At 69.7% G+C, this 22,547-nt stretch carries 15 protein-coding genes, 1 tRNA gene and 1 pseudogene; 9 read left to right on the plus strand and 8 right to left on the minus strand.

What is annotated here, in order from left to right; all coding sequences use genetic code 11:
* Positions 1 to 99: 99 nt before the first annotated feature.
* The 3 genes from ACFVIM_RS17555 to ACFVIM_RS17565 form a co-directional block, all read right to left on the minus strand.
* Positions 100 to 3,885: an AAA domain-containing protein gene (locus ACFVIM_RS17555; RefSeq protein WP_384302040.1), complete on the minus strand. Its 3,786-nt coding sequence runs from the start codon at positions 3,883 to 3,885 to the stop codon at positions 100 to 102.
* Entirely contained in the window at positions 3,882 to 4,298 is a 417-nt protein-coding gene (locus ACFVIM_RS17560; RefSeq protein WP_384302042.1) for a hypothetical protein, read from the minus strand. The genes ACFVIM_RS17555 and ACFVIM_RS17560 overlap by 4 nt, the downstream gene beginning before the upstream one ends.
* Before the next feature lie 215 nt (positions 4,299 to 4,513).
* On the minus strand, positions 4,514 to 5,920 hold the full coding sequence (locus ACFVIM_RS17565; protein WP_384302044.1) for a hypothetical protein: 1,407 nt from the start codon (positions 5,918 to 5,920) through the stop codon (positions 4,514 to 4,516).
* An 88-nt stretch (positions 5,921 to 6,008) separates the two neighbouring features.
* Between ACFVIM_RS17565 and ACFVIM_RS17570 the strand changes: the two are divergent.
* Both ACFVIM_RS17570 and ACFVIM_RS17575 read left to right on the plus strand, forming a co-directional pair.
* Positions 6,009 to 6,236, plus strand: a pseudogene (locus ACFVIM_RS17570) (LacI family transcriptional regulator); the annotation flags it as partial.
* Between the two features lie 30 nt (positions 6,237 to 6,266).
* Positions 6,267 to 7,055: a hypothetical protein gene (locus ACFVIM_RS17575; protein WP_384302070.1), complete on the plus strand. Its 789-nt coding sequence runs from the start codon at positions 6,267 to 6,269 to the stop codon at positions 7,053 to 7,055.
* A gap of 16 nt (positions 7,056 to 7,071) precedes the next feature.
* Here the strand turns inward: ACFVIM_RS17575 and ACFVIM_RS17580 are convergent.
* A tRNA-Pro gene (locus tag ACFVIM_RS17580) sits at positions 7,072 to 7,145 on the minus strand.
* 157 nt (positions 7,146 to 7,302) lie between these two features.
* Positions 7,303 to 8,235, minus strand: coding sequence for a metallophosphoesterase (locus ACFVIM_RS17585; protein WP_384302046.1), 933 nt, complete (start codon positions 8,233 to 8,235; stop codon positions 7,303 to 7,305).
* Positions 8,236 to 8,518: 283 nt separating this feature from the next.
* Between ACFVIM_RS17585 and ACFVIM_RS17590 the strand changes: the two genes are divergently transcribed.
* Positions 8,519 to 8,983 carry a GatB/YqeY domain-containing protein gene (locus ACFVIM_RS17590; protein WP_384302048.1) on the plus strand — a complete coding sequence of 155 codons (465 nt, stop codon included), beginning with the start codon at positions 8,519 to 8,521 and terminating at the stop codon, positions 8,981 to 8,983.
* Between the two features lie 364 nt (positions 8,984 to 9,347).
* On the opposite strand, the gene ACFVIM_RS17595 is transcribed toward ACFVIM_RS17590, so the two are convergent.
* The gene (locus ACFVIM_RS17595) at positions 9,348 to 11,693 is read right to left on the minus strand and encodes a transglycosylase domain-containing protein (protein WP_384302050.1); all 2,346 of its coding nucleotides are present in this window, start codon (positions 11,691 to 11,693) and stop codon (positions 9,348 to 9,350) included.
* A 735-nt stretch (positions 11,694 to 12,428) separates the two neighbouring features.
* Here ACFVIM_RS17595 and wblA point away from each other — a divergent pair.
* Complete coding sequence (gene wblA, locus ACFVIM_RS17600) at positions 12,429 to 12,773, plus strand: transcriptional regulator WblA (protein ID WP_384302052.1); 345 nt, start codon at positions 12,429 to 12,431, stop codon at positions 12,771 to 12,773.
* 346 nt (positions 12,774 to 13,119) lie between these two features.
* Here the strand turns inward: wblA and ACFVIM_RS17605 are convergent, their stop codons facing one another.
* Both ACFVIM_RS17605 and ACFVIM_RS17610 read right to left on the minus strand, forming a co-directional pair.
* On the minus strand, positions 13,120 to 14,679 hold the full coding sequence (locus ACFVIM_RS17605) for an ArsA family ATPase (protein ID WP_384302054.1): 1,560 nt from the start codon (positions 14,677 to 14,679) through the stop codon (positions 13,120 to 13,122).
* On the minus strand, positions 14,676 to 15,638 hold the full coding sequence (locus ACFVIM_RS17610) for an ArsA family ATPase (RefSeq protein WP_384302056.1): 963 nt from the start codon (positions 15,636 to 15,638) through the stop codon (positions 14,676 to 14,678). Before ACFVIM_RS17610 ends, ACFVIM_RS17605 begins: the two co-directional genes overlap by 4 nt.
* A gap of 274 nt (positions 15,639 to 15,912) precedes the next feature.
* Between ACFVIM_RS17610 and ACFVIM_RS17615 the strand changes: the two genes are divergently transcribed.
* The 5 genes from ACFVIM_RS17615 (at position 15,913) to ACFVIM_RS17635 (ending at position 22,440) form a co-directional block, all read left to right on the plus strand.
* Positions 15,913 to 16,071, plus strand: a complete 159-nt coding sequence (locus tag ACFVIM_RS17615) for a hypothetical protein (protein ID WP_384302060.1) — start codon at positions 15,913 to 15,915, stop codon at positions 16,069 to 16,071.
* Positions 16,068 to 16,541, plus strand: a complete 474-nt coding sequence (locus ACFVIM_RS17620) for a RidA family protein (RefSeq protein WP_384302062.1) — start codon at positions 16,068 to 16,070, stop codon at positions 16,539 to 16,541. The genes ACFVIM_RS17615 and ACFVIM_RS17620 overlap by 4 nt, the downstream gene beginning before the upstream one ends.
* 796 nt (positions 16,542 to 17,337) lie before the next feature.
* On the plus strand, positions 17,338 to 20,319 hold the full coding sequence (locus ACFVIM_RS17625) for a PQQ-dependent sugar dehydrogenase (RefSeq protein ID WP_384302064.1): 2,982 nt from the start codon (positions 17,338 to 17,340) through the stop codon (positions 20,317 to 20,319).
* Positions 20,320 to 20,558: 239 nt separating this feature from the next.
* The gene (locus ACFVIM_RS17630; RefSeq protein WP_384302066.1) at positions 20,559 to 21,452 is read left to right on the plus strand and encodes an NUDIX hydrolase; all 894 of its coding nucleotides are present in this window, start codon (positions 20,559 to 20,561) and stop codon (positions 21,450 to 21,452) included.
* A 157-nt stretch (positions 21,453 to 21,609) separates the two neighbouring features.
* The gene (locus ACFVIM_RS17635; RefSeq protein WP_384302068.1) at positions 21,610 to 22,440 is read left to right on the plus strand and encodes an MBL fold metallo-hydrolase; all 831 of its coding nucleotides are present in this window, start codon (positions 21,610 to 21,612) and stop codon (positions 22,438 to 22,440) included.
* Positions 22,441 to 22,547: the final 107 nt, after the last annotated feature.

The following is a 22,547-nucleotide window of genomic DNA, read 5'->3' on the forward strand; positions in this document are numbered from 1 at the left end:
GCGTCGCATGACGCGGTGCCCTTGATCTAGTACTTCGGCGGTCAGGGTGGCGGGATGTGAATCCACGACCTCTTCGTCCTGAACGAGCATCGCGCCGGATCACGGCGCCGACCGTAGTTCACCCCCGCGTTCGTCTGTCTCGTACAGCCTCCAGGCCGGCCACCGAGTGGCTTCGACGCCTCCGTCGCCGCCGCCCAGCAAGTTCCGTCGATGCAGCATGAGCCGAAGGTGGCGGGCTGCGTCGGTGCCCTCTTCGATTCCCCTGTCGAGTAGTACAGCTTGAGGTGCGGTGGCGCCGACGCTTCCCACCAGAGCGTCCGCCGGATACCCGTTGACCGTCTCGCCCAGCGTGATGGTGGCTTCCTTGGCGCGGGAGAGGGTCTGGTACAGGCGTTTGAGTAGCACGTCTTCGTCTCCGCCACCTGGGGGTACGTCGTTCCGCTCCGCGGCCTCCAGCAGTGCGGCGCCCATGCCTCCTCGGTGTCGCCAGAGTTCCTTGTCTCCCACCATGATGAGGTGACTGCGTGCCCGGGTGATGGCGACGTTCCACAGGTTCAGCTGTCCATCGACCCACTCGATGGCGCCCATACGCATGCCCTCGCCGACGACGAGGGAGAACACCATGACATCGCGTTCGCCCCCCTGGAAGGTATGCACCGTACCGATTCGCAGGCGCTCCTCGCCGTACGGTCGCAGCCGTTTGCGCAGCGATTCGGCCTGTGCGGTGAAGGGAGTGACAATGCCGATGGTGGCCTCGGGCGGCAACTGGTCACAGAGGTACGTGACGCTGGCGAGTACTTTGTGGATCTCGTCCTCGTTGACCCAGGAGCCACCGAACGCAGGGCGGGCGGCCCGCCCGGTCACATCTGTCCAGATGACGGCGGGGCGGCGGGCCAGAGCGGGACGCCCACGGGTGTCGGTGAGAACGGTCAGCCCACCGTCGTAGAAGAATTCGTTGGAGATCCCGGCGATGTGCGGATGGCAGCGGAAGTGCTCGTCGAGGAGCAGCGTGCCGCCCGCGGACTGCTCGGCTGCGTGGAAGGCGGAGTGGCGCCGGTAGGCGAGATGGTGCTTCTCCAGCCAGTCGGACCGCAGCCCGTTCCCGTGCCGGATGAGAGCCTCGCGGTGTGGGTTGGTCTTGGTGATGTGCGTGAGCTGCATGGGATCGCCGATGACCAGGGCGCGCCGCGCGCGGAACAGCAACGGCAGGATGTGGGGGATGGCACACTGGCTGGCCTCGTCGATGACGACGAGATCGAACAGGGCGGGGTCTGGCGGGAAACGTCGGGCGGAGAGGCTGGTAACTGCCCATCCGGCCACTGGGGGCGCGTCCGTCGAGGTTGCCGAGCGGCCGAGAACCCTTCCTAACTGCGGCCAGTCGCCGCGTTTGCCGTCCCGGGCCGTCAACAGGTCCAGAATGCGGCGGCGTCCGACCCACGCGGCGGCTTGGACCGTGGCGGCGAGGAGCGTGCGTGAAGCGTCCTGAACGGTGCTCTCCGCATCGTGCAGGGTGCGCGCGAGCGCTGTGTCGTCAACGGTGGCCGCGTGCTCGCGCCCGTCACGCCACTCCGCCTCGGCCGTGGCAAACCCAGCGAGCGCGAGGCACCCCGTGGCGGGATCACCGGTGTACCTCTCCAGACCGGCCTTGCGCAGGAAACGGGTTCGGCGCCACGATCCGAGGAAACGCGTGTGGGCGAGGCGACGCGCCTTGTTTCCCAGCTCCTTCGGCCGGGGCGGGCCATCGAGCAGGTCCTGGAGGTCGGTGACGGTGATCCCGAGCTTCTCCGCGTGGTGGGCGCGGGCTTCGCCTGCTTGGCGAAGCCGCAGCTCGGTCTCCGCGATGTGGGCCAGGAGCTGCCGTACTTCTGCCAGCCGGTCGCTGGCTAGTGCGGTCGCCATCGATGCCGTGGCGACGGTGGTCGACGGCCCCGGTCCTGTACGCAGCGCGTGCAGCGCGGCGGCCTCGTGCTCCGCGTTGCTCTTGCCGTTCTTCCGCGCCGAGCCGGTGCGCACGACGCTGCCGGGAACCAGCTTGTCGCAGCGGCGCCAGACCTCGTCCACGGCATCGTTGTTAGTGGACGCGACCAGTACGGTCTGACCCGCCGTGATCGCCGTGGCCACGAGATTGGCGACCAACTGGCTCTTACCGGTGCCGGGCGGGCCCGTGGCCACGGTGAGGCGGCGCGTCATGGCGGACCGGAGAACCGCCGTCTGGGCCTCGTTACAGGGCAGTGGTGTGACGAGGCGTACCGGTTCGGGATCCGTGTGGGCGAGGGCCCGGGCGCGCTGCGAGGTGTCGGGCGAGAGGGACCCGAGGGCAGTCTTCCCGATCTGGTCCGTCTTTTTGGAGATGTCGGAGAAGTCGCTGAGGAGCCCCTTCGTAAAGTTCCTCTGGGGGCGTGCCGCGAACAGGACCGCGGTGTTGCGGGCTCCGTGGCCGGGCGTGCGGATGTCGATGCGGTCGGCGAGCTGGTCGGGACGGAGCTCCTGCACGCACGGCAGCTCGAACTCCTGAGTGAGGAGGTTGCGCACCTCCACCGCCATACGGTCGTGCTGTCCTCGGTGCCAGGACGGCTGAAACGTGTGGACGAGTTGGCTGGCCTCCTCTTCGCCCAGCCAGTCCTGCGCCAGCTGAGGATGCGGCTGGACCGGGCCGTACGGCTTCAGCCGCACCTCGCCCTCGTCCTGGACGATCTCGACCCGGCGTACCAGAAGGGGCGCGAACTTCGGCTGTCGCCAGGGGCGTCCGGTGCGAGGCCCGGTGAGGACCACGGCCGGGTAGCCCGCCCAGAGCTCGGCGTCCTCCTCCGCCGCTGAATCCACCAGCGGGGCCGCTTCCCCGGGGAGTGCGACGCAGCCGTCTTCATCGACGTCGCCGGAGATGAACCTCTCCGCGCCTCCTAGGCACACGTACGACGTGCCCTGGTGGCTCACCTCCATCAGAGGTGTCTCGGCGCTCTCGGCCAGGATGCACTCGCGGTAGTAGTCCAGCAGGTTGGCCCAGACAGGCTGGACGTGGGCGGATTTCGCGGCACAGGGTTGGGCCGCTGCTCCGGCGGCAGCCTGAGGACGAGAGCTCAGAGGGTCGAGGATGGGGGCCCGGCCGAAGGGGCTGTCCGCGATGACGATGCGATCGTCGACGCCGAGCGCGGAGTGCACCGGCACCTGGCGTCCGCCGTCCTGGGCACGCATGCGCCGGTTGACGTAGTGGAATAAGTCACTGACCGTTACCGCTTGGCCGCCGTCCTTGCTGACCTTCCCCGTGCGCAACGCCTCGATGATCTCGCCGGTGAACGCCGACGGCTTCACGTCATCGCCGCCACCCGGGTCCGCGTACGAATCCTCCCCGGCCCGCGAGGACGACAGCACATACACGCCCCTGCTGGTCAGCGGGGGCTGCTCGCCGGACTTGGAGACGGAGTTCTCGGGCCGTCGGTCCGATGTGCGCAGGCCCATGGCGAACCCGCCGCTGCGGCAGCAGTCGATCACCACGATCTTCTGCGGAGCCACACACTCTTCCAGTGTGTCGTTGAGGAACCCCGCGCTCACACCGGTCGAGGCCACCCGGTCGTAGTCGGTGTCCTTGGCGACGAAGTGGAACTCGCCGCCGTCGCGTACGGTGCGCACTCCGTGACCAGAGACGTACACGAGCGCGAGTTCGTCCTCGTCGCGCTCCTGAAGGAACTCGCCGATGGCCGCCCGCATGTCGTCGGCGGTGAGATCGGATGCGGTCTGGACGGAGACGAAGTTGCCGAGATTGCGATGCTTCAGGACCTGGGTGAGTCCCCATAGATCCGCCCGTACGGAAGCCAGCGGCGAGAAGCGGCCGTCATCGTAGTGCTCGTTGCCGATCAGGAGAGCCCGCCGCTTGTGGAAGCGGGTCACGCCGCGCCGTCATTCGGTTCGGGCCCGTCGCCGTCGGCGACCCGGTCCTGAAACTCGCGGACCATGCGTTCCTGTGCGGCGTCCGGCCGTCCGGCGATCTCGATGGAGTCGTCCCCGACGGTGACCACGACCTTGCGGTGCCGCTCCTTGGCGCACCACTCCTTGATCAGGGTGATCAGGATCTGGGACGCCGGACGGGCGACGGCGGCGGTGGTAGCGGCCCAGAGAGCCACCTCGCCGACACCGGTGCCCTTGCGGCCCGGTTCGGTGGGCCCGTCGGCGTCATGGAAGCCGACGACGAGGCCGTCCGTCCTCCCCAGAGTGTCGTGGAGATCCCGGGTGAGACGCTCCTGCCGGAGTGTGTCGCCGCCTGTGGGCACGGTGAGTGTCCACGGCGCTCCCCCGTCGCGCATGTGCTGCTCCTTGCGTTCGCGTATGTGCTGACTCGGTCCGTCAGGCGACTTTGGCACGAGGGCCTCCGAAGGGGACAGCCGAGGCTGAACGAGAGGGACGGCATCCGGCCACCCCGAGCGCCGGAGGCGGATGTCCGACCCGCTGCCCGGCCTACCCGAGCCAGCACGGAGCGTGAAGAGCCTGCTCCTCCGCCGGGAAACGCCTCTCGTATGGATCAGCGCGGGAGGCGGTCGTCGGGCGATGCCTGCTCCGGCACCACCCGAATCGCGAGTGCGGTGCCGTCCGGCCGGAAGGAACTCGCGCCCCAGTCGTCGATGTCATCCGGCTCAGGCCAGCCCTCCCGCCGTTCGTACGCCCGTCGGCGGTACTCCTCTACCTTGCCCTCCGCGAGGAGACCGTAGAGATCCGCGGCCATGCCGGAAAACGCTTCGACGCGCGTGCCGTTGATACGGAAGACCTGGTCAGTGCCGACGTATCGCTCCCCGGCGAGACAGACTTTCGCGTCGTGGACACTGGCCGTCCCGGCGAAGGCGGTTTCGCTGAAGTGCTTGCGGCCCTGCTCGTCGATCAAATACCGGCCGACCGTCCCACCGCCGCCGGCCAGTGAGAGCTGCCCGGCCGCGTGGGCACGGGCGACCACTCGGCCGAACCACGAGAACTCCTTCTCAGGGATCAAGAAGGCGTTGTGCCGTTCCGCTCCGCGTTCTGTCGGGATGGCCACGGAGTCCACGTACGGCAGAGCCCGGCGCCTGATGGCCACATCGGCTGAATCCGCACCGGACGTCGGCCGTACCGGGAGCTCGACATCTCCACCCGCGTGCAGGACATGCACCGTCACACCGGCGGTGGCCAGGAACTCGGTCGAGGTCGTGAGCGTGGAAGCCCCGTTCCAGCGCCCCAGATGGAACCGCTCCACGCGCTCACCGCCCCGGGCCAGTTGCCTGTATGTCGTGCGAGAGCTCGCGGAGGTCTTTGGCTTCACAGCTTGGTGGTTGCCGTTCACGGTAACCACGAAGATCCGGGAGCCTTCGCCAGGACGCCATGCCTCCAGCAGGAAGTCCGGCCGCGGCCTCGCGCCGAGAGTCCCGGCCGGCCGGGTCCGCGCGAAGCCGGGAAGCAAGACGGTTTCCACGTCGACGATGCCGATCAGGCGGTCCGGATACCGCTCGCGAAGCGCCCGTTCCGCGACGGCGAGCCCGAACGCCCGGCCCAGCTCCCTCGCCTGCATGGCCCGATAGGACAGTTCAGGAGCCTTTCCTTCATCGGTGAGGCGCAGGCTTCCGTGCCGGTCGGCGGCGAAGGCCCGGCAGTACTTCAGTCCCTGCCAGTGCTCAGCCAGCCCCCTGCCTCGTCCTTGCCGGGCCAAGGTCGTAGCACGCGCGAACGTCGCGAGCAGGTCCCACGGAGTCATCCGTACGGGACCACACTCGGCTCGGGGTAGCTGGCGCAGATCCGGCTTGCGGGGGCCGTGGCCTTCGTTCCTGGTCTTCTTCTTCGCCCGCTCGCGGTCGACCGCGGCGGCCGCTTTCCCCACTCCGGCGATGAGCTCGGGCGATGAGTTCACCTGCACGTTCAGAAGGTCACCGAGACGCCTGATCACGTCGAAGGCTGTGGAGTTCATGCCATGGGACGGTAGGAATCGGCGATATCAGCGACAAGAATGCGATTCAGGCCATGGCGGTGCAACTGCCCGTCTCCGCGCAAATGCCCTTCCGGCCGCCGAACGGGCCGCCCTGGTGTCCGGTCGCGACGACGAGTTCGGCGCCGTGGCCCTCAAGGGCTATACGGGCAAGCGCTGGGGCGAGATCGTATGCCTGTCAACGGAGTTCGTCCGGCCGCACGCGTTCCGCGCCGAGTGACAGCTCTACGACCTGGACACCGGCGAGCTGGTCGACTGCCCGGCCAAGGAGGGCAGTGACTGCGCCATCGACTCGATGGCCGACCCCTCCGACCACGCTCGCCGCCTCATGCGCACCGCCTGGACCCTCGGCGCCCGCAAGGACCTGGCCCACCTCCGCCTCCGGGCCTGGGCCCAGGAGATCCTTCAAGACGACGAAGACGGCCTCGCCATCGCATCGACCGGCCACACGGTCGAGGGCGGTCACCGACTGGCTCGCCTACGGTCTCGCTGGCCGGGACCCAGCACGATCACGACGGACCACCTCGATCTCGAAGGTGACCCGGACCCCACTCCCGAGATCCCGCCGCACATCGCCGTGTGGCGCTCGGTCCGGAGCACAGGGGACACCAAGACCCGGAAATCCCGTCGCACCCTGGCCCTGCCCGGCCGCGCCATCGACGCGCTGAAGATCCAGCGGGAGCGTCAGGGCTGGCAGCGGGTCGCGGCCGGTGCTCAGTGGCAGGAGACCGGTCTCGTCTTCACCTCGGCCGTGGGCACCGCACTGGATGCCGCCAACGTCCGGCGCGAGTTCCGGAAGATCCTCACGCGGGCCGCCCAGGTGCCCGGAATCGAGATTGAACCGCGCGAGTGGACGACGCGGGAGACTCGCACGTCCTTCGTCTCGATCTTGTCCGACCGGGGGCATCCCGCTGGAGGAGATCTCCCGGCTCGTCGGCCACTCCAGCACGGCCGTCACGGAGGAGGTCTACCGGAAGCAGATCCGCCCGGTGATCCAGACCGGGGCCGTCGCCATGGATGCGATCTTCGGTACGCCACCAGCCCCGAAACGGTAGTCACGCAGGTAGTCACGCACAACGAATCAGGCCCACTGCGTCACGTGACGCAGTGGGCCTGACCTGATACTTCGGCTGTCGGGGTGGCGGGATTTGAACCCACGACCTCTTCGTCCCGAACGAAGCGCGCTGCCAAGCTGCGCTACACCCCGGTTGCCCCCACGTGCCGTGGCGACATCGATTACTCTAGCCCACCCGCGCTCCCAGGCGAAATCCGCTTTCCTGGGGCCTTGCGCGCGGCCCCACCAGGGCCGCGCGATCAAGAAGGCCAGGTGCCGGGGGGTGTCCCCGGCGGGGTGGGAGGGGTGTCTACTCCGGTGCCACCAGGGTCAGCAGCGTCGCTTCCGGTGGGCAGGCGAAGCGGACCGGGGTGTAGCGGCTGGTGCCGCAGCCCGCCGAGACGTAGAGGCGGGAGACGTTGCCGCCGGACTCATGGGTGGAGAGTCCCTTGACCCGGGCGGTGTCCAGGTCGCAGTTGGTTACCAGCGCGCCGTAGAAGGGGACGCAGATCTGGCCGCCGTGGGTGTGGCCCGCGAGGATCAAGGGGTAGCCGTCGGCGGTGAAGGCGTCCAGGGTCCGCAGGTAGGGGGCGTGGACCACGGCGAGGGAGAGATCGGCGTCCTTCTCGGGGCCGCCCGCCACCCGCTCATAGCGGTCGCGCTTGATGTGGGGGTCGTCCAGACCGGTGAAGGCCAGCTCATAGGAGCCGGGCGTGTCGAGCTTCAGTCGGCCGCGGGTGTTGTTCAGGCCGACCCAGCCCGCCGCGTCGAAGGCGTCGCGCAGGTCGTGCCAGGGGTTGTGGACCACGTTGGTGGCGGGGGCGTTCCCGTTCAGTCCGTGGCGGCCTTGGACCTTCTCCAGCAGGTAGCGGGCGGGGTTGCGCGGGGTGGGGCCGTAGTAGTCGTTGGAGCCGAAGACGTATACGCCGGGGAACTCCATGAGCGGACCCAGGGCGTCCAGGACCTCGGGGACGCCTTCGGGGTCGGAGAGGTTGTCACCGGTGTTCACGACGAAGTCCGGGCGCAGTCCCGCGAGGGACTGGAGCCAGGCGCGCTTCTTGCGCTGACCGCTGACCATGTGGATGTCGGCGACGTGGAGGACTCTCAGCGGGCGCATCCCCTTCGGAAGCACCGGCACCGTCACCCGTCGGAGGCGGAAGGACCGGGCCTCGAAAGCGGCGTAGGCGACGCCGGCCGCGCCGACTGCCGTGATTCCCAGGGGTACTCCGTAGCGTGCGCGCATGGATCCATGGTCGCAGACGCACGACCGCCGCAGACACGCCGGGCGACTCTTGTCGATCATGGTGCGGAGGGCGCTCCGCCGCCCCTTACTTCTGGTTCTTCCGGCTCCTCCGGTACGGAAGGGATACGGGGCCTTCGGCGGCTGACGCGGCCGTGATCGCCGTCGGCGTGGGCCACGGGGGAGCGGACGGGACGGCCCCGGGGCGACCGGCGGCCGCTCCGGGGCCTTTGGCCGCGACAAATCCGGACGCGGTTCCCGGATACCACCTGCCACACTGGCCTGTATGACCACGCTCAAGTCCCAGCTCCATGCCGATCTCACCGAGGCGATCAAGGCCCGTGACGAACTGCGCTCCTCCACGCTCCGGCTGACCCTGGCCGCCGTGAGTAAGGAGGAGGTCTCCGGCACGACCGCCCGTGAGCTCTCCGACGACGAGGTGCGGAAGGTGATCGCCCGCGAGGCGAAGAAGCGCCGTGAGGCCGCCGAGGCGTTCGACAAGGGTGGCCGGGCCGAGCAGGCGGAGCGGGAGCGGGCGGAGGGTGTCGTGCTCGACGCGTATCTGCCCCGCCAGCTCACCGATGACGAGCTGGACGTGATCGTCACCGAGGCCGTGGCCGAGGCCAGGGCCGGGGGTGCCGAGGGGCCGCGTGCCATGGGCGCCGTCATGAAGATCGTGAACCCGAAGGTCGCCGGGCTGGCGGAGGGCGGGCGTGTCGCCGCCGCCGTCAAGCGGCTCCTCGCCAGCTGAACGGAAGGGGCCCGCGCCATGACGGCGCGGGCCTTTCCTCTCACGCCTTTCCGCTCCCGCGATCAGGCGTGCCGCGGCCCCTGTGACCTGGCCGGATACGGTGGCGGCCACCGTCAGCTCGCGGCGATAGCCCGGGCCCCAGCACCCGCGTACACCTCCGCTCCGGGCGCCTTCGCCCACGCCCCGCTCACGGTCACACGCCCCCGGGGCGCCCGCACCCGCGCGCCCCGGCCTCGCGCACCCCGGCCCGGCGCGCTGCCCGGACCCGCGCGCCCCTTCGCCGGGGGCTGTTCCGTACGACGTGACAGCGCGAAACCCGGAGCGGCGGATCCAGGGATCGCCGCCCAGGTCTCACGCCTCCGAATCAGGGTCGGTCTGAGCCGTCGCTCTCGCCCTCGGTGGTGCCGCCCTCCGTGCCACGGCTCTCGCCGCCGCCGATCAGGTCCGCTGGGACCGAGATGCCGGGCCAGGGATGTGTGCCGCCGCCGGTGCCGCCCGTGCGTCCCTCGGTGTCGCCCGGCTTGCCGTCGCCGTTGCTCTCGCCGTTCCCCTCGCCGCGGTCACCGTCGCCGCCATCCCGGTCGCCGTCGCCGTTCTCGCGGCCCCGGTCGCGGTCGCGCTCTCCGTCCTCGCCCTCGTCGGCCTCGCTGTCGGGGATCGTCACCCCGTTGAAGGAGAGGACCTGGACGCCTTGGAGCGCGCCCTCCATCGCGGCGCCCCAGATGGGGCCGGGGACCTGACCGCCGAAGACCTTGTCGTGGTAGTTCCCGCCGATGGTGATGTTCTGCATCTTCACCTGCTGGGAGGGGCTGCCCACCCAGACGGCGCCGGAGAGGTTCGGGGTGTAGCCGACGAACCACGCGTTGAGCCGTCCGTCCGTGGTACCGGTCTTGCCGGCGCTGTCGCGACTCCTCAGGCCGGCCTGCTGACCCGTGCCGGAGTCGACTACTCCGCGCAACAGCGTGTTGATGGTGTCGGCGGTCCGCTCGCTCATCACCTTCTCGCAGGCGCTCTTGGGTACGGGCAGGCCGCGGCCGTCCGCCGTGCGGATGGAGGCGATGGCGGTCGGGGTGCAGTAGGTGCCCCGGTTGGCGAACGTGGCGTACGCGCTCGCCATGGTCAGCGGGGAGATGCCGGTCGAGCCGAGCGTCAGCGCCGAGGGCTCCGCGGGCAGCTTGGTCCCATTGCCCTGGACCAGCCCGAGTTTGTCGGTCATCTCGACGACCGGGCAGAGGCCGATGTCCTCTATCATCTGGACAAAATAGGTATTAACGGACATCTCCATCGCCTTTTTGAGCGAGTACGGCCCCACCTCGGCCTCGTTCTCGTTCTCCAGCTTGAAGTTGCCCCGGTTGCGCCAGTCCCGCCCGGTGCAGGTCGCGATCCGGTCGGGGTAGGGCATGCTGTATGGCGCCGGATAGACCTGGGTCGGCGGTTTGCCCTGTTCCAGGGCGGCCGCGGCGACGAACGGCTTGAAGGTCGACCCGACCGGGAAACCGTAGTTCGACCCCCGGTCCCTCTTGTTGACCGAGTAGTTGATCTGGGTCTCGTTCTTCCCGAAGCCGTACGGACGGGACTGACCCATCGCCAGGATCCTGCCGGTCCCGGGCTCGACCATGGTCATCGCCGCGGCGACCCGGTCCGACTGGTAGACACGCTTCTTGACCGACTCTTGGAGCGATTCCTGGGCCTGCGGATCCAGGGTGGTCCTGATGACCAGACCGCCCCGGTTCCAGATCTTGGCCCGGTCCTCCTGGGATCCACCGAAGACCGGGTCGGACATGAAGACCGCGCGGACGTAGTCACAGAAGAAGCCCGCGCCCTTGACCGCCGTGATGCAGCCGTTCTTGGGCTTGCTGACCCGGAGCTGGATCGGGTTGGCCGCCGCCCGGTCGGCCTCGGCCTGGGTGATGTGGCCGACCTCGGCCATGCGCTGGAGGACCACGTTGCGGCGCTTGGTGGCCTCTTCGGAGTCATTGACCGGGTCGTAGCGGCTTGGGGACTGGACCAGCCCCGCCAGCATCGCGGACTCCTCCAGGTTCAGCTCCTTGGCGGAGCGGGAGAAGTAGCGCTTGGCGGCCGCCTCGACCCCGTAGGCCTGCTGGCCGAAGAAGGTGATGTTGAGGTAGTTCTCCAGGATCTTCTTCTTCCCCAGCTCCTCCTCCACCTGGATCGCGTACTTCAGCTCCTGGATCTTGCGGCCGAGGGTCTGCTGGGTGGCCAGCGCGAACTTGTCCGGGTCGTTCCCGGCCTCCTCGACGAAGACGTTCTTCACGTACTGCTGGGTCAGCGTCGACGCGCCCTGGGCGACACCGCCACTCGTCGCGTTCTTGTTGAGCGCGCGCAGAACGCCCTTGAGGTCGATCGCCCCGTGCTCGTAGAACCGCGAATCCTCGATCGCGATGATCGCCTTCTGCATATGGGGCGAGATCTCGGTCAGCGGCTTCACGGACCGGTCGCGGTAGAAGACCGTGGCGAGGAGATCGCCCTTGGCGTCCAGGATGGTGGTGCGCTGGCTCAGTGGCGGGCGCTTCATGTTGGAGGGGATCTCGTCGAACCCCTTGACCGTGCCTTTCGCCGCGAGGCCGAGCGCCCCCACAGCGGGGAGGGCGATGCCTGCCAGCACCGTCCCGGCGAGCACGCTGACACCGAGGAACTTGGCGGCCTGCTGGGTTCCGGTCAGACCGCCACCAGAGCGCTTGTTTGGCATGGGGGCAGCCTAAGCCGTGGGGATGGCGCCTTGAGGGAACAAGACGTCTTCGGTCCGGGCGCGTATCGGCCCATGGTGTCCGCCACCGGAGTCGGGGCAGCTCAGCGCGGGGGTGGCCGTACTGACGGAGAGCTTCCGTCCTTCGGGGGACACCGCTGAACGGGTGCCGCGGAGCACCAACATTCCCATGTGCCGGACGGCGCGCCATGCCTTGGCCTAAGCTGCCCTCAACTGTCACGGCAGTGCGGTTCCACATCAGCGTGTCCCCCACTCCCGGGGTCGGACCGCCACCCAGACCCCGCGGGGCGGGGTGGTGCCCCCGTCGGGCGGACGGCGGAGCCCGGGGCGGCCTCTCCCGAGGCCCGCGGACGGCGTGCTTCGCCTTCTTCCCCGGGGCGGTTCCTGGAGGCGCGCTGTGGGGACCGGCGGTGTTCCCGGCGGCTCTCCCCGAGTGAGCGCGGTGGATCGCACCTCACCCGACCGCGCTGAACGGCTTGTCGAACACCACGTACATCGTGAGGGATAAGCCCGGATTATCCGATCACTTCGTTTACGCCCTCAGGTCACTCCCCTGGGTGATCTGCCGCGTACGCATAGTCCGTTCGGGCCATTCAAGATTGGGCCCGAAGGGGGTGTTGCCCTGTCCTCGCCTTCCGTAACGTCCTCAACTGGCAGCGCTGAATATGCCGCTGCCGCCGTGGGGGAGCCTCGATATCGGGAGAGGACGGCGCCGGGATGGGCTGGGTAACCGACTGGAGTGCGCAGGCAGCCTGCCGCACTACTGATCCGGATGAACTATTCGTACAAGGGGCAGCGCAGAACAGGGCCAAGGCGGTGTGCACCGGATGTCCGGTGCGGACCGAGTGCCTGGCCGATGCCCTCGACAATCGTGTGGAGTTCGGCGTCTGGGGTGGGATGACCGAGCGGGAGCGTCGCGCACTGCTGCGCAGGCGCCCCACCGTCACCTCCTGGCGCAGACTTCTGGAAACCGCGCGCACCGAGTATGAGCGTGGCGTGGGCATTCTTCCCGTGGGCCTCGAAGACGACGAGGCGTATGAGACCTACGCCGCGGTCAGCTGAGGCCCCGACGGCTGTTCATCTCCATGGACCGGTCGGCTGGTCCTGCCCGTTCTCATGGTGAGTCCGTCGCCTGACGGTGCCCTGGGTGTCCTCGTCTGATCTCCTTGCTTCTTCCAGGCTTGCTTCTTCCAGGCCCTGCGCGGTCTTGACCCGTAGGGTTGCCAGAACGCGCCGTATGAGCACGGCGAGCGGGCAGTCTTCCTTGTCCACGCCTGCTCACCAGCGCCTGCCTGCGGCGGGAGCCACCAAGTGGATCGCCCCTGAATGATGCTCGTATATGCCCCGGCACGACTCCTGTCGCCGGGGCACGAACATTCGGTGCCGTGGTCAGCTCGTGTCGTGGTCCTCAGTGTTCATCAGGAGGGGAGCCCTTCGCCGGGATCGTGGCGCCCTGGGCGAGCTGATCGCCGATGGCGCGCAATCCCGTCAGATCGTGTACATCCCCGGGGAGGGCGGCCACCTCGGCCACCGCGACCTCGGGGTGGAGTGCGGTAAAGCGGTCACGCGTGCGCTGTTCACGCGCGAGCACCTGCATCCTCTCGGCGTGCAAGCGCAGCAGACCAGCCGTCAGTTGGTCCGTGGTGTGGTGGTCTGATGTCGGGGTGTGCGGGGGCGCGGCGTGGTCGCCGCTCTCGGGAGGATCGGGATGCGTGGGTCGTACGTCCTGCTCGGAGTGGGGAGTCCGGGCGGGGGTGTGGTCCACGGGCGGGGATTCGGGAGAGGCGCCCGTGGCCTCATGGACATCAGTCTTCCCGCCCCCCTGATCCACAATGCGGGTGTCGTCAAGATTTTCTGATGTAATTTCCGAGGCAAGGATCTCGGCCGCCGCGAGCGCCCGTTCGGCGGAGAGCCGGGCGGCACCACTGCCGTGGACCCGGTTGAGTACCAGACCGGCCAGCGGCATCTCCTCGGCCGCGAGCCGCTCCACGAAGTACGCCGCCTCGCGCAGCGCGTCCCGTTCCGGGGCCGCGACCACCAGGAAGGCGGTGCCGGGGGCCTGGAGCAGCCGGTACGTGGCGTCGGCCCGGGTGCGGAAGCCGCCGAACATCGTGTCCATCGCCGCCACGAAGGTCTGTACGTCCCGCAGCAGTTGGCCGCCGAGCAGCTTGCCGAGCGTGCCCGTCATCATCGACATGCCGACGTTGAGGAACTTCAGCCCGGCCCGCCCGCCCATCTTCGCCGGGGCCATCAGCACCTTGATGAACGTGCCGTCCAGGAAGGACCCCAGGCGCTTGGGAGCATCCAGGAAGTCCAGCGCGCTACGGGAGGGCGGGGTGTCGACGATGATCAGGTCCCACTCGTCCCGCGCCCTGAGCTGGCCGAGCTTCTCCATCGCCATGTACTCCTGTGTGCCCGCGAAGCCGGCCGACAGGGACTGGTAGAAGGGGTTCGCCAGAATCGCCCGGGCCCGCTCCGGGTCGGCGTGGGACTCGACGATCTCGTCGAACGTCCGCTTCATGTCGAGCATCATGGCGTGCAGCTCGCCCGCCGGTCGGGTGGCGGCGGAGCCTGCGGCGGTCGTCCGTCCGCCGGTGGCGCCGGGCCCGGTGGTGTCGCGGTCCTGGGCGGTGGCGGCCGGGTCCGTGGCGGGGGCGGTCCCCTCCGTACCGGAACCGCTCGGGGGACCGGTGTGGTCGGCGCGGCCGGGGCCGCGGTCTTCTATGCCCTTGACGCGGCGGGGGGTGTTGTCGAGGGAGTCGATGCCCAGGGACTGGGCGAGACGGCGGGCGGGGTCGATGGTGAGGACCACGACGCGGCGGCCGCGTTCGGCGGCGCGCAGGCCCAGGGCGGCCGCGGTCGTCGTCTTGCCGACACCGCCCGAGCCGCAGCAGACGATGATCCTGGTGGCCGGGTCGTCGAGGAGCGGGTCGATTGCGAGGGGTGTCACCGACGCGTCCAGGGTCATGAACCGGTCCCTTGCTTCCGCAGTTCCGTCGCCAGCTCGTAGAGGCCCGCGAGGTCGACCCCCTCGCTGAGCAGGGGGAGTTCAGACGAGGGCAGATCCAGGAGCCCCAGCGCGGTCCGCTGCTCACGTTCCAGCTCGACCCGCTCGGCATGGTCGGCGGCTTGGTCGAGCAGCGGGCCGACCAGGTGTCCGGCGCCGCTCAGCCCGGCCGACGTCAGCGCTCGCGCGATCTCCGCCCGGCGGTCGCCCGAGGCGCTGCGGACGGCCTCCTCGTCGAGGATGTGGGGGCGGACCATGTTCACGATCACCCGGCCGACCGGCAGCTCGGCGGCGCGCAGCTCGGCGATGCCGTCGGCGGTCTCCTGGACCGGCATCTCCTCCAGCAGCGTCACCAGATGGACCTGGGTCTGGGGGGATTTGAGCACCCGCATCACGGCCTGCGCCTGGTTATGTATGGGGCCGAACTTCGCCAGCCCGGCTACCTCGTCGTTCACATTGAGGAACCGGGTGATCCGGCCGGTGGGGGGAGCGTCCATGACGACGTAGTCATAGACATACGTCCCCTGGCGGGTCCGTCGGCGGACCGCCTCGCACGCCTTGCCGGTCAGCAGGACGTCGCGGACGCCGGGGGCGATGGTCGTCGCGAAGTCGATCGCGCCGAGCTTCTTCAGGGCGCGGCCCGCGCTGCCCAGCTTGTAGAACATCTGGAGGTAGTCGAGGAGGGCGCGCTCGGCGTCGATGGCCAGGGCGTGGACCTCGCCACCGCCCGGGGCGACGGCGATCTTCCGTTCCTCGTACGGCAGGGGTTCCGTGTCGAAGAGCTGGGCGATGCCCTGTCTGCCCTCGACCTCGACGAGGAGGGTCCGCTTCCCCTCGGTCGCGAGGGCGAGCGCGAGGGCGGCGGCCACCGTGGTCTTACCGGTGCCACCCTTGCCACTGACGACCTGGAGCCTGCTCACGCATTCGAGCCTAACCAGTCGCGCCGCGCGCTACGCACGAGGACCGTGCGGGCTGCGTCACGCCGGGGCCGGTGCCCGGGGCCGGAGCTTCCGGACAGGGGCGATTTGGGATGGTATGGGGTGATGGTGGATGGCGGGGCGCTTCCTCGGGCCAGGGCGGGGATGGTGCCGCGCGGGGCGGGGATGGTGCCGTGCGGGCCCTTCTCGGCGCGGGTACGAGCGGTGCGGGGCGGCCACCCGCTGGCCCATGCGCCGGTCCGGCTACAGTCGGCCCATGACTAAGTGGGAATACGCGACCGTGCCCCTCCTTGTGCACGCGACCAAGCAGATTCTGGACAACTGGGGCATGGACGGGTGGGAGCTCGTCCAGGTCGTACCCGGCCCGAACCCCGAGCAGCTCGTGGCCTATCTGAAGCGGGAGAAGTCGCAGTGAGCGGGGCCGTCGAGGCCCGTCTGACCGAGTTGGGGCTGACGCTCCCGGCCGTCGTACCTCCGCTGGCGGCCTACCAGCCGGCCGTGATCTCCGGTGCGTACGTCTTCACCGCGGGCCAGCTCCCGATGGTGGACGGAAAGCTCCCGGTCACCGGCAAGGTCGGGGCCGAGGTCACCGCCGAGGAGGCCAAGGAGCTGGCGGCCGTCTGCGCGCTCAACGCGCTGGCCGCCGTGAAGTCGGTCGTGGGTGACCTCGACCGGGTCGCACGGGTGGTGAAGGTCGTCGGGTTCGTGGCCTCGGCGGCGGACTTCACCGGGCAGCCCGGAGTGCTTAACGGCGCCAGTGAGCTGCTGGGCGAGGTGTTCGGCGAGAAGGGCGTGCACGCGCGCAGCGCGGTGGGCGTGGCGGTGCTGCCGCTGGACGCGCCCGTGGAGGTGGAGCTCCAGGTGGAGCTGACCCCGGCGGAGTGAGGCTGATGGGTCGGTCCGGCCGGGCGGGTGCTCCGAGGTCGCGCGTCCCGTCCGGACGGGACGGGACGGGTGGGCCGGGGCCCTGTCGTCCCTCCCGGCCGGCTGGTCTTCCCGAGGGCTGACCCCCGTGGGGTGGATGCTCCGCCGGGTTCGGTCCGGCGTGGGTGGATCCTTGTTCGGAGCCAACCCTTCCGGTACGCGGTCGCGGCGGATGGTCTCGCCGGAGCGGTCGGCCCGTCATCGCCGACCCGTGCCCGAGATGGGCGGACCCTCTTCCTCCGCTCAGGCGGTGGTCAGAGGTCCGTACGCTCGGCTGATGGTCGTCTGGCCCCGTGCCCCCTGGTTTTCCGGGGGTGGCACGGGGCCTTCGTCCGTCCGGGGTAATGCGTGCCGATGGTCTTGACGTGAACGCGTCGATGGGTGTCCTCTGTCCATGGTTAGGAACGCTTCCTATCCATGTGAACATTCCATGCGTATCCGTGAACGGCTCTCCTCGGAGGTGTCACGCATGGACCATCCGCGCGCCGGCACCACGGGACACCTCTGAGGGAACGGCACCTGAACGGTGGCCGTGAACAGAGCCGTGTCCGTCCGAGGTGCCCAGCCGTCACCACCGCGGCGCGGGAACCGGTGAACGGGGATCTCGACCGACTCGTTCGGTGTGGACGACCTGTTCGGCCCGGTTGGCCTGTTCGGCGGCAACCGCCTGACGGCAACCGCCTGGCAGGAGCCGCTCCGAGGAACCGCTCCAAGGAACCACCTCTAAGGAACCGCTCCAACGAAAGTGGAGGGACCAGTGGCTTCAACCCCCCGCCGCCGCCCCCGCCGCTCGCGCAGAGCGATCGGCAGCCTCGTGGCCGTCGCCACGGCGGCGCTCACCGTGGCCTTACCTCCCCTGGCCCATGCCCAGCCAGGCGCGGAACGTGCCGCGCCGGTACGGTACGAGGCCGAGTCCGCGCTCATATCGCAGGGCGCGACCGAGTCCAACCACACCGGCTTCTCCGGCACCGGCTTCGTGAACTACACCAACATCGCCGGAAGCTATGTCGAGTTCACCGTCAACGCCCCCGCCGCCGGGCCCGCGACCCTGGTGCTCGGCTTCGCCAACGGCACCACCGGAAACCGCCCGCTGGAGATATCCGCCAACGGAGCCGCGCCCACCAGCCTGTCCTTCCAGCCCACCGGCGCCTGGACCACCTGGCAGACCGTGACCACCACGGTCACCCTGAGAGCGGGCAGCAATGCGCTCCGGGCCACCGCCACCGCCGCCGAGGGCGGTCCGAACCTCGACTTCATCGATGTCACGGCCGCCGACGGCCAGACCGGAACCGACCACGAGGCCGAGGCGGCCACGGTCTCCCAGGGCGCGGTGGAGTCCAACCACGCGGGTTACTCCGGCTCCGGGTTCGTCAACTTCCAGGCCGTGACCGGCGCCTATGTGGAGTGGACCGTCAACGCCGCCCAGGCGTCCAACGCCACACTCGACTTCCGCTACGCGCTCGGCGCGACGGGCACCCGGGCCATGAACGTCACGGTCAACGGCACCCCGGCCGCCACCAACCTCGCCTTCCCCGGCACCGGTGGCTGGCCCACCTGGCGGAACGTCACCACCGGTGCCGCGCTCCAGGCCGGGGCCAACAAGATCCGTGCGACCACCGCCAGCGGCGACGGCCCCAACCTGGACAAGCTCACCGTCACCCCGAGCGGCCCGGTCGACACCGAGCGCCCCGGCCCGCCCGCCAACCTCCGCAAGGACAAGGAGCCCACGGCCTCCACGGTCTCCCTGGCCTGGGACGCGGCGAGCGACAACGTCGCCGTGACCGGATACGACATCTATCAGCACGGCCAGCTGATGAGGCAGGTGAACGGCTCCACTCTCGCCGCGACGGTCGAGGGGCTCGACCCCGAGACCTCCTATGACTGGACCGTCTTCGCGCGCGACGCCGCTTCCAACGTCTCGGTCGCGAGCAACGCCGTCACCATCGCCACCCTGCCCGCGCCGCCGGACACCGAGGCACCCACCGCCCCCAGCGGACTGCGCTCCCCGGCCAGGACCGCGACCAGCGTCGACCTGGCCTGGACCGCCTCCACCGACAATGTGCGGGTCACCGGGTACGAGATCTACCGCGACGGCGTGCTCTCCAGCACCTCTGACACCACCACGTCCACCGTCGCGGGCCTGACCGCGAACACTCCGTACGCCTTCAAGGTCAGGGCCTACGACCTCAAGGGCAACACGTCCGCCTTCTCTCCGGAGATCACCGTCACCACCAGCGGCACCCAGCCCGGTGGTACGCCCGATCCGGGGACCGTCTCCACCCTCGCCAGCGGCGTGGACGTGGGCTGGGGCCTCTCCTTCCTCCCCGACGGCAGCGGCGTCTACACCGAGCGGAACACCTTCAACGTCCACCGGCTCACCAAGTCGGGGCAGAAGACCCTGCTCGGCAAGGTCCCCAACAGCCAGACCACCGGTGGCGAGGGCGGACTGATGGGCGTCGAGATCAGTCCCTCGTTCGCCACCGACCGCTATCTCTACTTCCTCCACACCTCCACCGACGGCAACCGCATCGCCCGGATGAGGCTGGAGACCAACAACACCCTCAGCGGCTACACCGTGCTCCTCGGCAACATGGCCAAGAGCCGCTTCCACAACGGTGGACGGCTGCGCTTCGGCCCCGACGGCAAGCTGTACGCCTCCATGGGCGACGCACAGAGCTCCAGCACGGCACAGAACCGCAACTCGCTCAACGGCAAGATCCTGCGGATCAACCAGGACGGCAGCATCCCGTCGGACAACCCGTTCGGCAACGCCGTCTGGTCGATGGGGCACCGCAACCCGCAGGGCATCGAGTTCGACTCCCAGGGACGCCTCTGGCAGGCCGAGTTCGGCAACAGCGTCATGGACGAGGTCAATCTGATCCAGAAGGGCGGCAACTACGGCTGGCCCAACTGCGAGGGCACCAGCGGCAGCTGCTCCGGCTTTATCGCGCCCAAGAAGACCTGGCCGACCTCCGCCGGTTCGCCCAGCGGACTGACCATCGCCAACGACCATGTCTTCGTCGCCACCACCCGGGGTGAGCGGGTCTACCGGATGCGGATCGACGGCTCCAGCCTGGTCGACCAGAAGACCTACTTCCAGGGCACCTATGACCGGCTGCGTACCGTCGAGGTCGACCCCGAGGGTGACATCTGGCTCACCACCTCGACCGACAAGGATGGGACCAGCGGGAACGACCGGATCCTGCTGATCGACATCGTCTATTCGGGCGGTCCTCCCGGGCCGGGCCCGTTCGCGCTGACCAGCAGTGCCTTCACGGACAACGCCACCATCCCGACCCGCTTCACCTGCGCCGGTGACGGCGTCGCGGGCCAGGACACCTCTCCACCGCTCCGATGGAGTGCGGGGACGACGGCGGCGCGTGGCTACGCCATTGTCTTCGCCGACGTCGCCAACAGCGGCAACAAGCTGCACTGGGCGATCTGGGACATCCCGGCGACCGCGCAGTCCCTGCCCGAGGGGCTGGGAGCGGGCTTCGCCGTCCCGGGCCAGGGCGGGGCGAAGCAGAAGGCCATGGGGAGCGGGGCCAACTCCCAGCGGTACTTCGGCCCCTGCCCGGGTGGCTCCACCCATCCGTACACCTTCACGCTCTACGCGCTGAACACCGCGACCGTGCCCGGACTGGCCTCGGGCTCGTCCATGGCGCAGATCGAGACCGCGATCAAGAGCGCCAGTGCGGCCAGTGTGAAACTGCGTGGCAACTCGAACGCGGCCGCGTAGGACACGCGTGGACCGGTGACGTCACAACGGTCCCGCTGTCCGGGCCGTGTGACCTCCGGGGGAGGGGTGGTGGTGTTTCACGTGAAACACCACCACCCCCTTGGCCGTGTGTCGCGCCACCCCGCGATGGCCCGGTCCATGCTGGGCCGGATCCCGCCTCCGTATCGCCGCCCTCGCCCGGCGGTGACAGCCGTCGCCGCCCCCTCGAACATCACCGCGCGAACGTCTAGCATCCGGCCATGTCCCAAGGTCAGTGGTACCCACCCGAGTGGCCGGACCGGATCCGGGCCCTCGCGCGCGGTGAACTCACCCCCGCCCCGGCCCGGCGCGCCGCCACCGTCATGCTGCTGCGAGACACCCCTGATGGCGGCCCGTCGGTCCATATGCTGCGCCGCCGTACCTCCATGGCCTTCGCCGGGGGCGCCTACGCCTATCCGGGCGGTGGGGTCGACGAGCGCGACTCCCGTCCGGTGCGCTGGGCGGGCCCCGATCTGCCGGAGTGGGCCGTACGGCTCGGAGTGGACGCGTCCGCGGCACAGGCCATCGTGTGCGCGGCGGTACGCGAGACCTATGAGGAGTCCGGTGTCCTCCTCGCCGGACACACCCCGGACACGGTGGTCGGTGACACCACCGGCCAGGAGTGGGAGACCGATCGCCAGGCCCTGGTCGGCCGGACCCTGTCCTTCGCCGACTTCCTGGACCGGCGCGGGCTGATACTCCGCTCGGATCTGCTCGGAGCCTGGGCCCGCTGGATCACCCCGGAGTTCGAGACCCGCCGCTACGACACCTGGTTCTTCGCCGCCGCGCTGCCCGAGGGGCAGCGCACCCGTAACGCCTCCACGGAGGCGGACCGTACGGTGTGGATCCGCCCGGAGGAGGCGCTGGTCGGATATGACCGGGGCGAGCTGCTGATGATGCCGCCCACGGTGTCCACGCTGCGGGCACTCACCCCCTATCGCACGGCCGCCGAGGCCGTCGCCTCCGCCGAGGGCCGCGATCTGGCGCCGGTCCTGGCCACCGCCCGCCGTGAAGGGGACGGGCTGGTACTGAGCTGGCCCGGCCACGAGGAGTTCACCAAGCACATCCCGAACGCGCCGGATGTGCCGCATCTGCCGATAGGGGAACCGCGATGAGCCCGGCCGCAGGAGGGTCGGCGAGGCCGAGCCCGGCCGAACGGGAGACGACGAGGCCGGAGACGATGACCACGACCGGTGGGGAAGGAACGAGGATGAGCCCGGCTCACGGAGAGAGCGGCGGCACGGCCCACGGCAAGACGGCGGGGGAGGGAGTATGACCGAGGCAGCGGCCCTGCCCGGCCAGCCGCGTGGAGGCGTGGTCTCCGGGCCCGCCACCACCCGCGCCGTCAATGTCCTGGCGCCCAACCCGTCCGCGATGACCCTGGACGGCACCAACACCTGGATCGTCGCCGAGCCGGACTCCGAACTGGCCGTCGTCATCGACCCCGGGCCCCTCGACGACCTCCATCTGCGCGAGGTCATCGCGACGGCCGAACGCCAGGGCAAGCGGATCGCGCTCACCCTCCTCACTCATGGCCACCCCGACCACGCCGAGGGCGCGGGACGTTTCGCCGAGCTGACCGGCACGTCGGTCCGGGCGCTCGACCCCGCCCTGCGCCTCGGTGACGAGGGGTTGCGGGCAGGGGAGGCCATCGAGGTCGGCGGGCTGGAGCTACGGGTCGTTTCCACGCCCGGCCACACCGCCGACTCCCTCTGCTTCCATCTGCCCGCCGACCGCGCCGTGCTCACCGGTGACACGGTGCTGGGCAGGGGGACGACGGTGGTCGCCCATCCGGACGGCCGCCTCGGCGACTATCTCGACTCCCTGCGCAGACTGCGCTCGCTCACCGTCGACGACGGGGTGCACACGGTCCTGCCCGGCCATGGCCCGGTGCTGGACGACGCGCAGGGCGCGGTGGAGTTCTATCTCGCCCATCGCGCCCATCGGCTGGCCCAGGTCGAGACGGCCGTCGAGAACGGCCACCGCACCCCCGGCGAGGTGGTCGCCCATGTCTACGCGGATGTCGACCGCTCCCTGTGGCCCGCCGCCGAGCTCTCGGTCCGCGCCCAGCTGGAGTATCTGCGGGAGCACGGTCTGATCTGAGGGGGCGGGTACGGGGCCGATGCCGCGCCCACCCGCGGGGGCCCACCCACCGAGCCGCCGGGGGTCCGTGGGCCGCCCGGACGGCGAAAAGGGGCCGCACACCGGGG

Origin of the sequence: Streptomyces sp. NPDC057638 (genome assembly GCF_042800315.1) — a bacterium.
Taxonomy (GTDB): domain Bacteria; phylum Actinomycetota; class Actinomycetes; order Streptomycetales; family Streptomycetaceae; genus Streptomyces.

What these genes read in the sequence shown, in the direction of transcription:
- ACFVIM_RS17575 (WP_384302070.1), top strand. Translation starts at nt 6,267, where the DNA reads ATGCGCACCGCCTGGACCCTCGGCGCCCGCAAGGACCTGGCCCACCTC.
- ACFVIM_RS17595 (WP_384302050.1), bottom strand. Translation starts at nt 11,693, where the DNA reads ATGCCAAACAAGCGCTCTGGTGGCGGTCTGACCGGAACCCAGCAGGCC.
- ACFVIM_RS17635 (WP_384302068.1), top strand. Translation starts at nt 21,610, where the DNA reads ATGACCGAGGCAGCGGCCCTGCCCGGCCAGCCGCGTGGAGGCGTGGTC.
- ACFVIM_RS17560 (WP_384302042.1), bottom strand. Translation starts at nt 4,298, where the DNA reads ATGCGCGACGGGGGAGCGCCGTGGACACTCACCGTGCCCACAGGCGGC.
- wblA (WP_384302052.1), top strand. Translation starts at nt 12,429, where the DNA reads ATGGGCTGGGTAACCGACTGGAGTGCGCAGGCAGCCTGCCGCACTACT.
- ACFVIM_RS17590 (WP_384302048.1), top strand. Translation starts at nt 8,519, where the DNA reads ATGACCACGCTCAAGTCCCAGCTCCATGCCGATCTCACCGAGGCGATC.
- ACFVIM_RS17565 (WP_384302044.1), bottom strand. Translation starts at nt 5,920, where the DNA reads ATGAACTCCACAGCCTTCGACGTGATCAGGCGTCTCGGTGACCTTCTG.
- ACFVIM_RS17605 (WP_384302054.1), bottom strand. Translation starts at nt 14,679, where the DNA reads ATGACCCTGGACGCGTCGGTGACACCCCTCGCAATCGACCCGCTCCTC.
- ACFVIM_RS17585 (WP_384302046.1), bottom strand. Translation starts at nt 8,235, where the DNA reads ATGCGCGCACGCTACGGAGTACCCCTGGGAATCACGGCAGTCGGCGCG.
- ACFVIM_RS17615 (WP_384302060.1), top strand. Translation starts at nt 15,913, where the DNA reads ATGACTAAGTGGGAATACGCGACCGTGCCCCTCCTTGTGCACGCGACC.
- ACFVIM_RS17630 (WP_384302066.1), top strand. Translation starts at nt 20,559, where the DNA reads ATGTCCCAAGGTCAGTGGTACCCACCCGAGTGGCCGGACCGGATCCGG.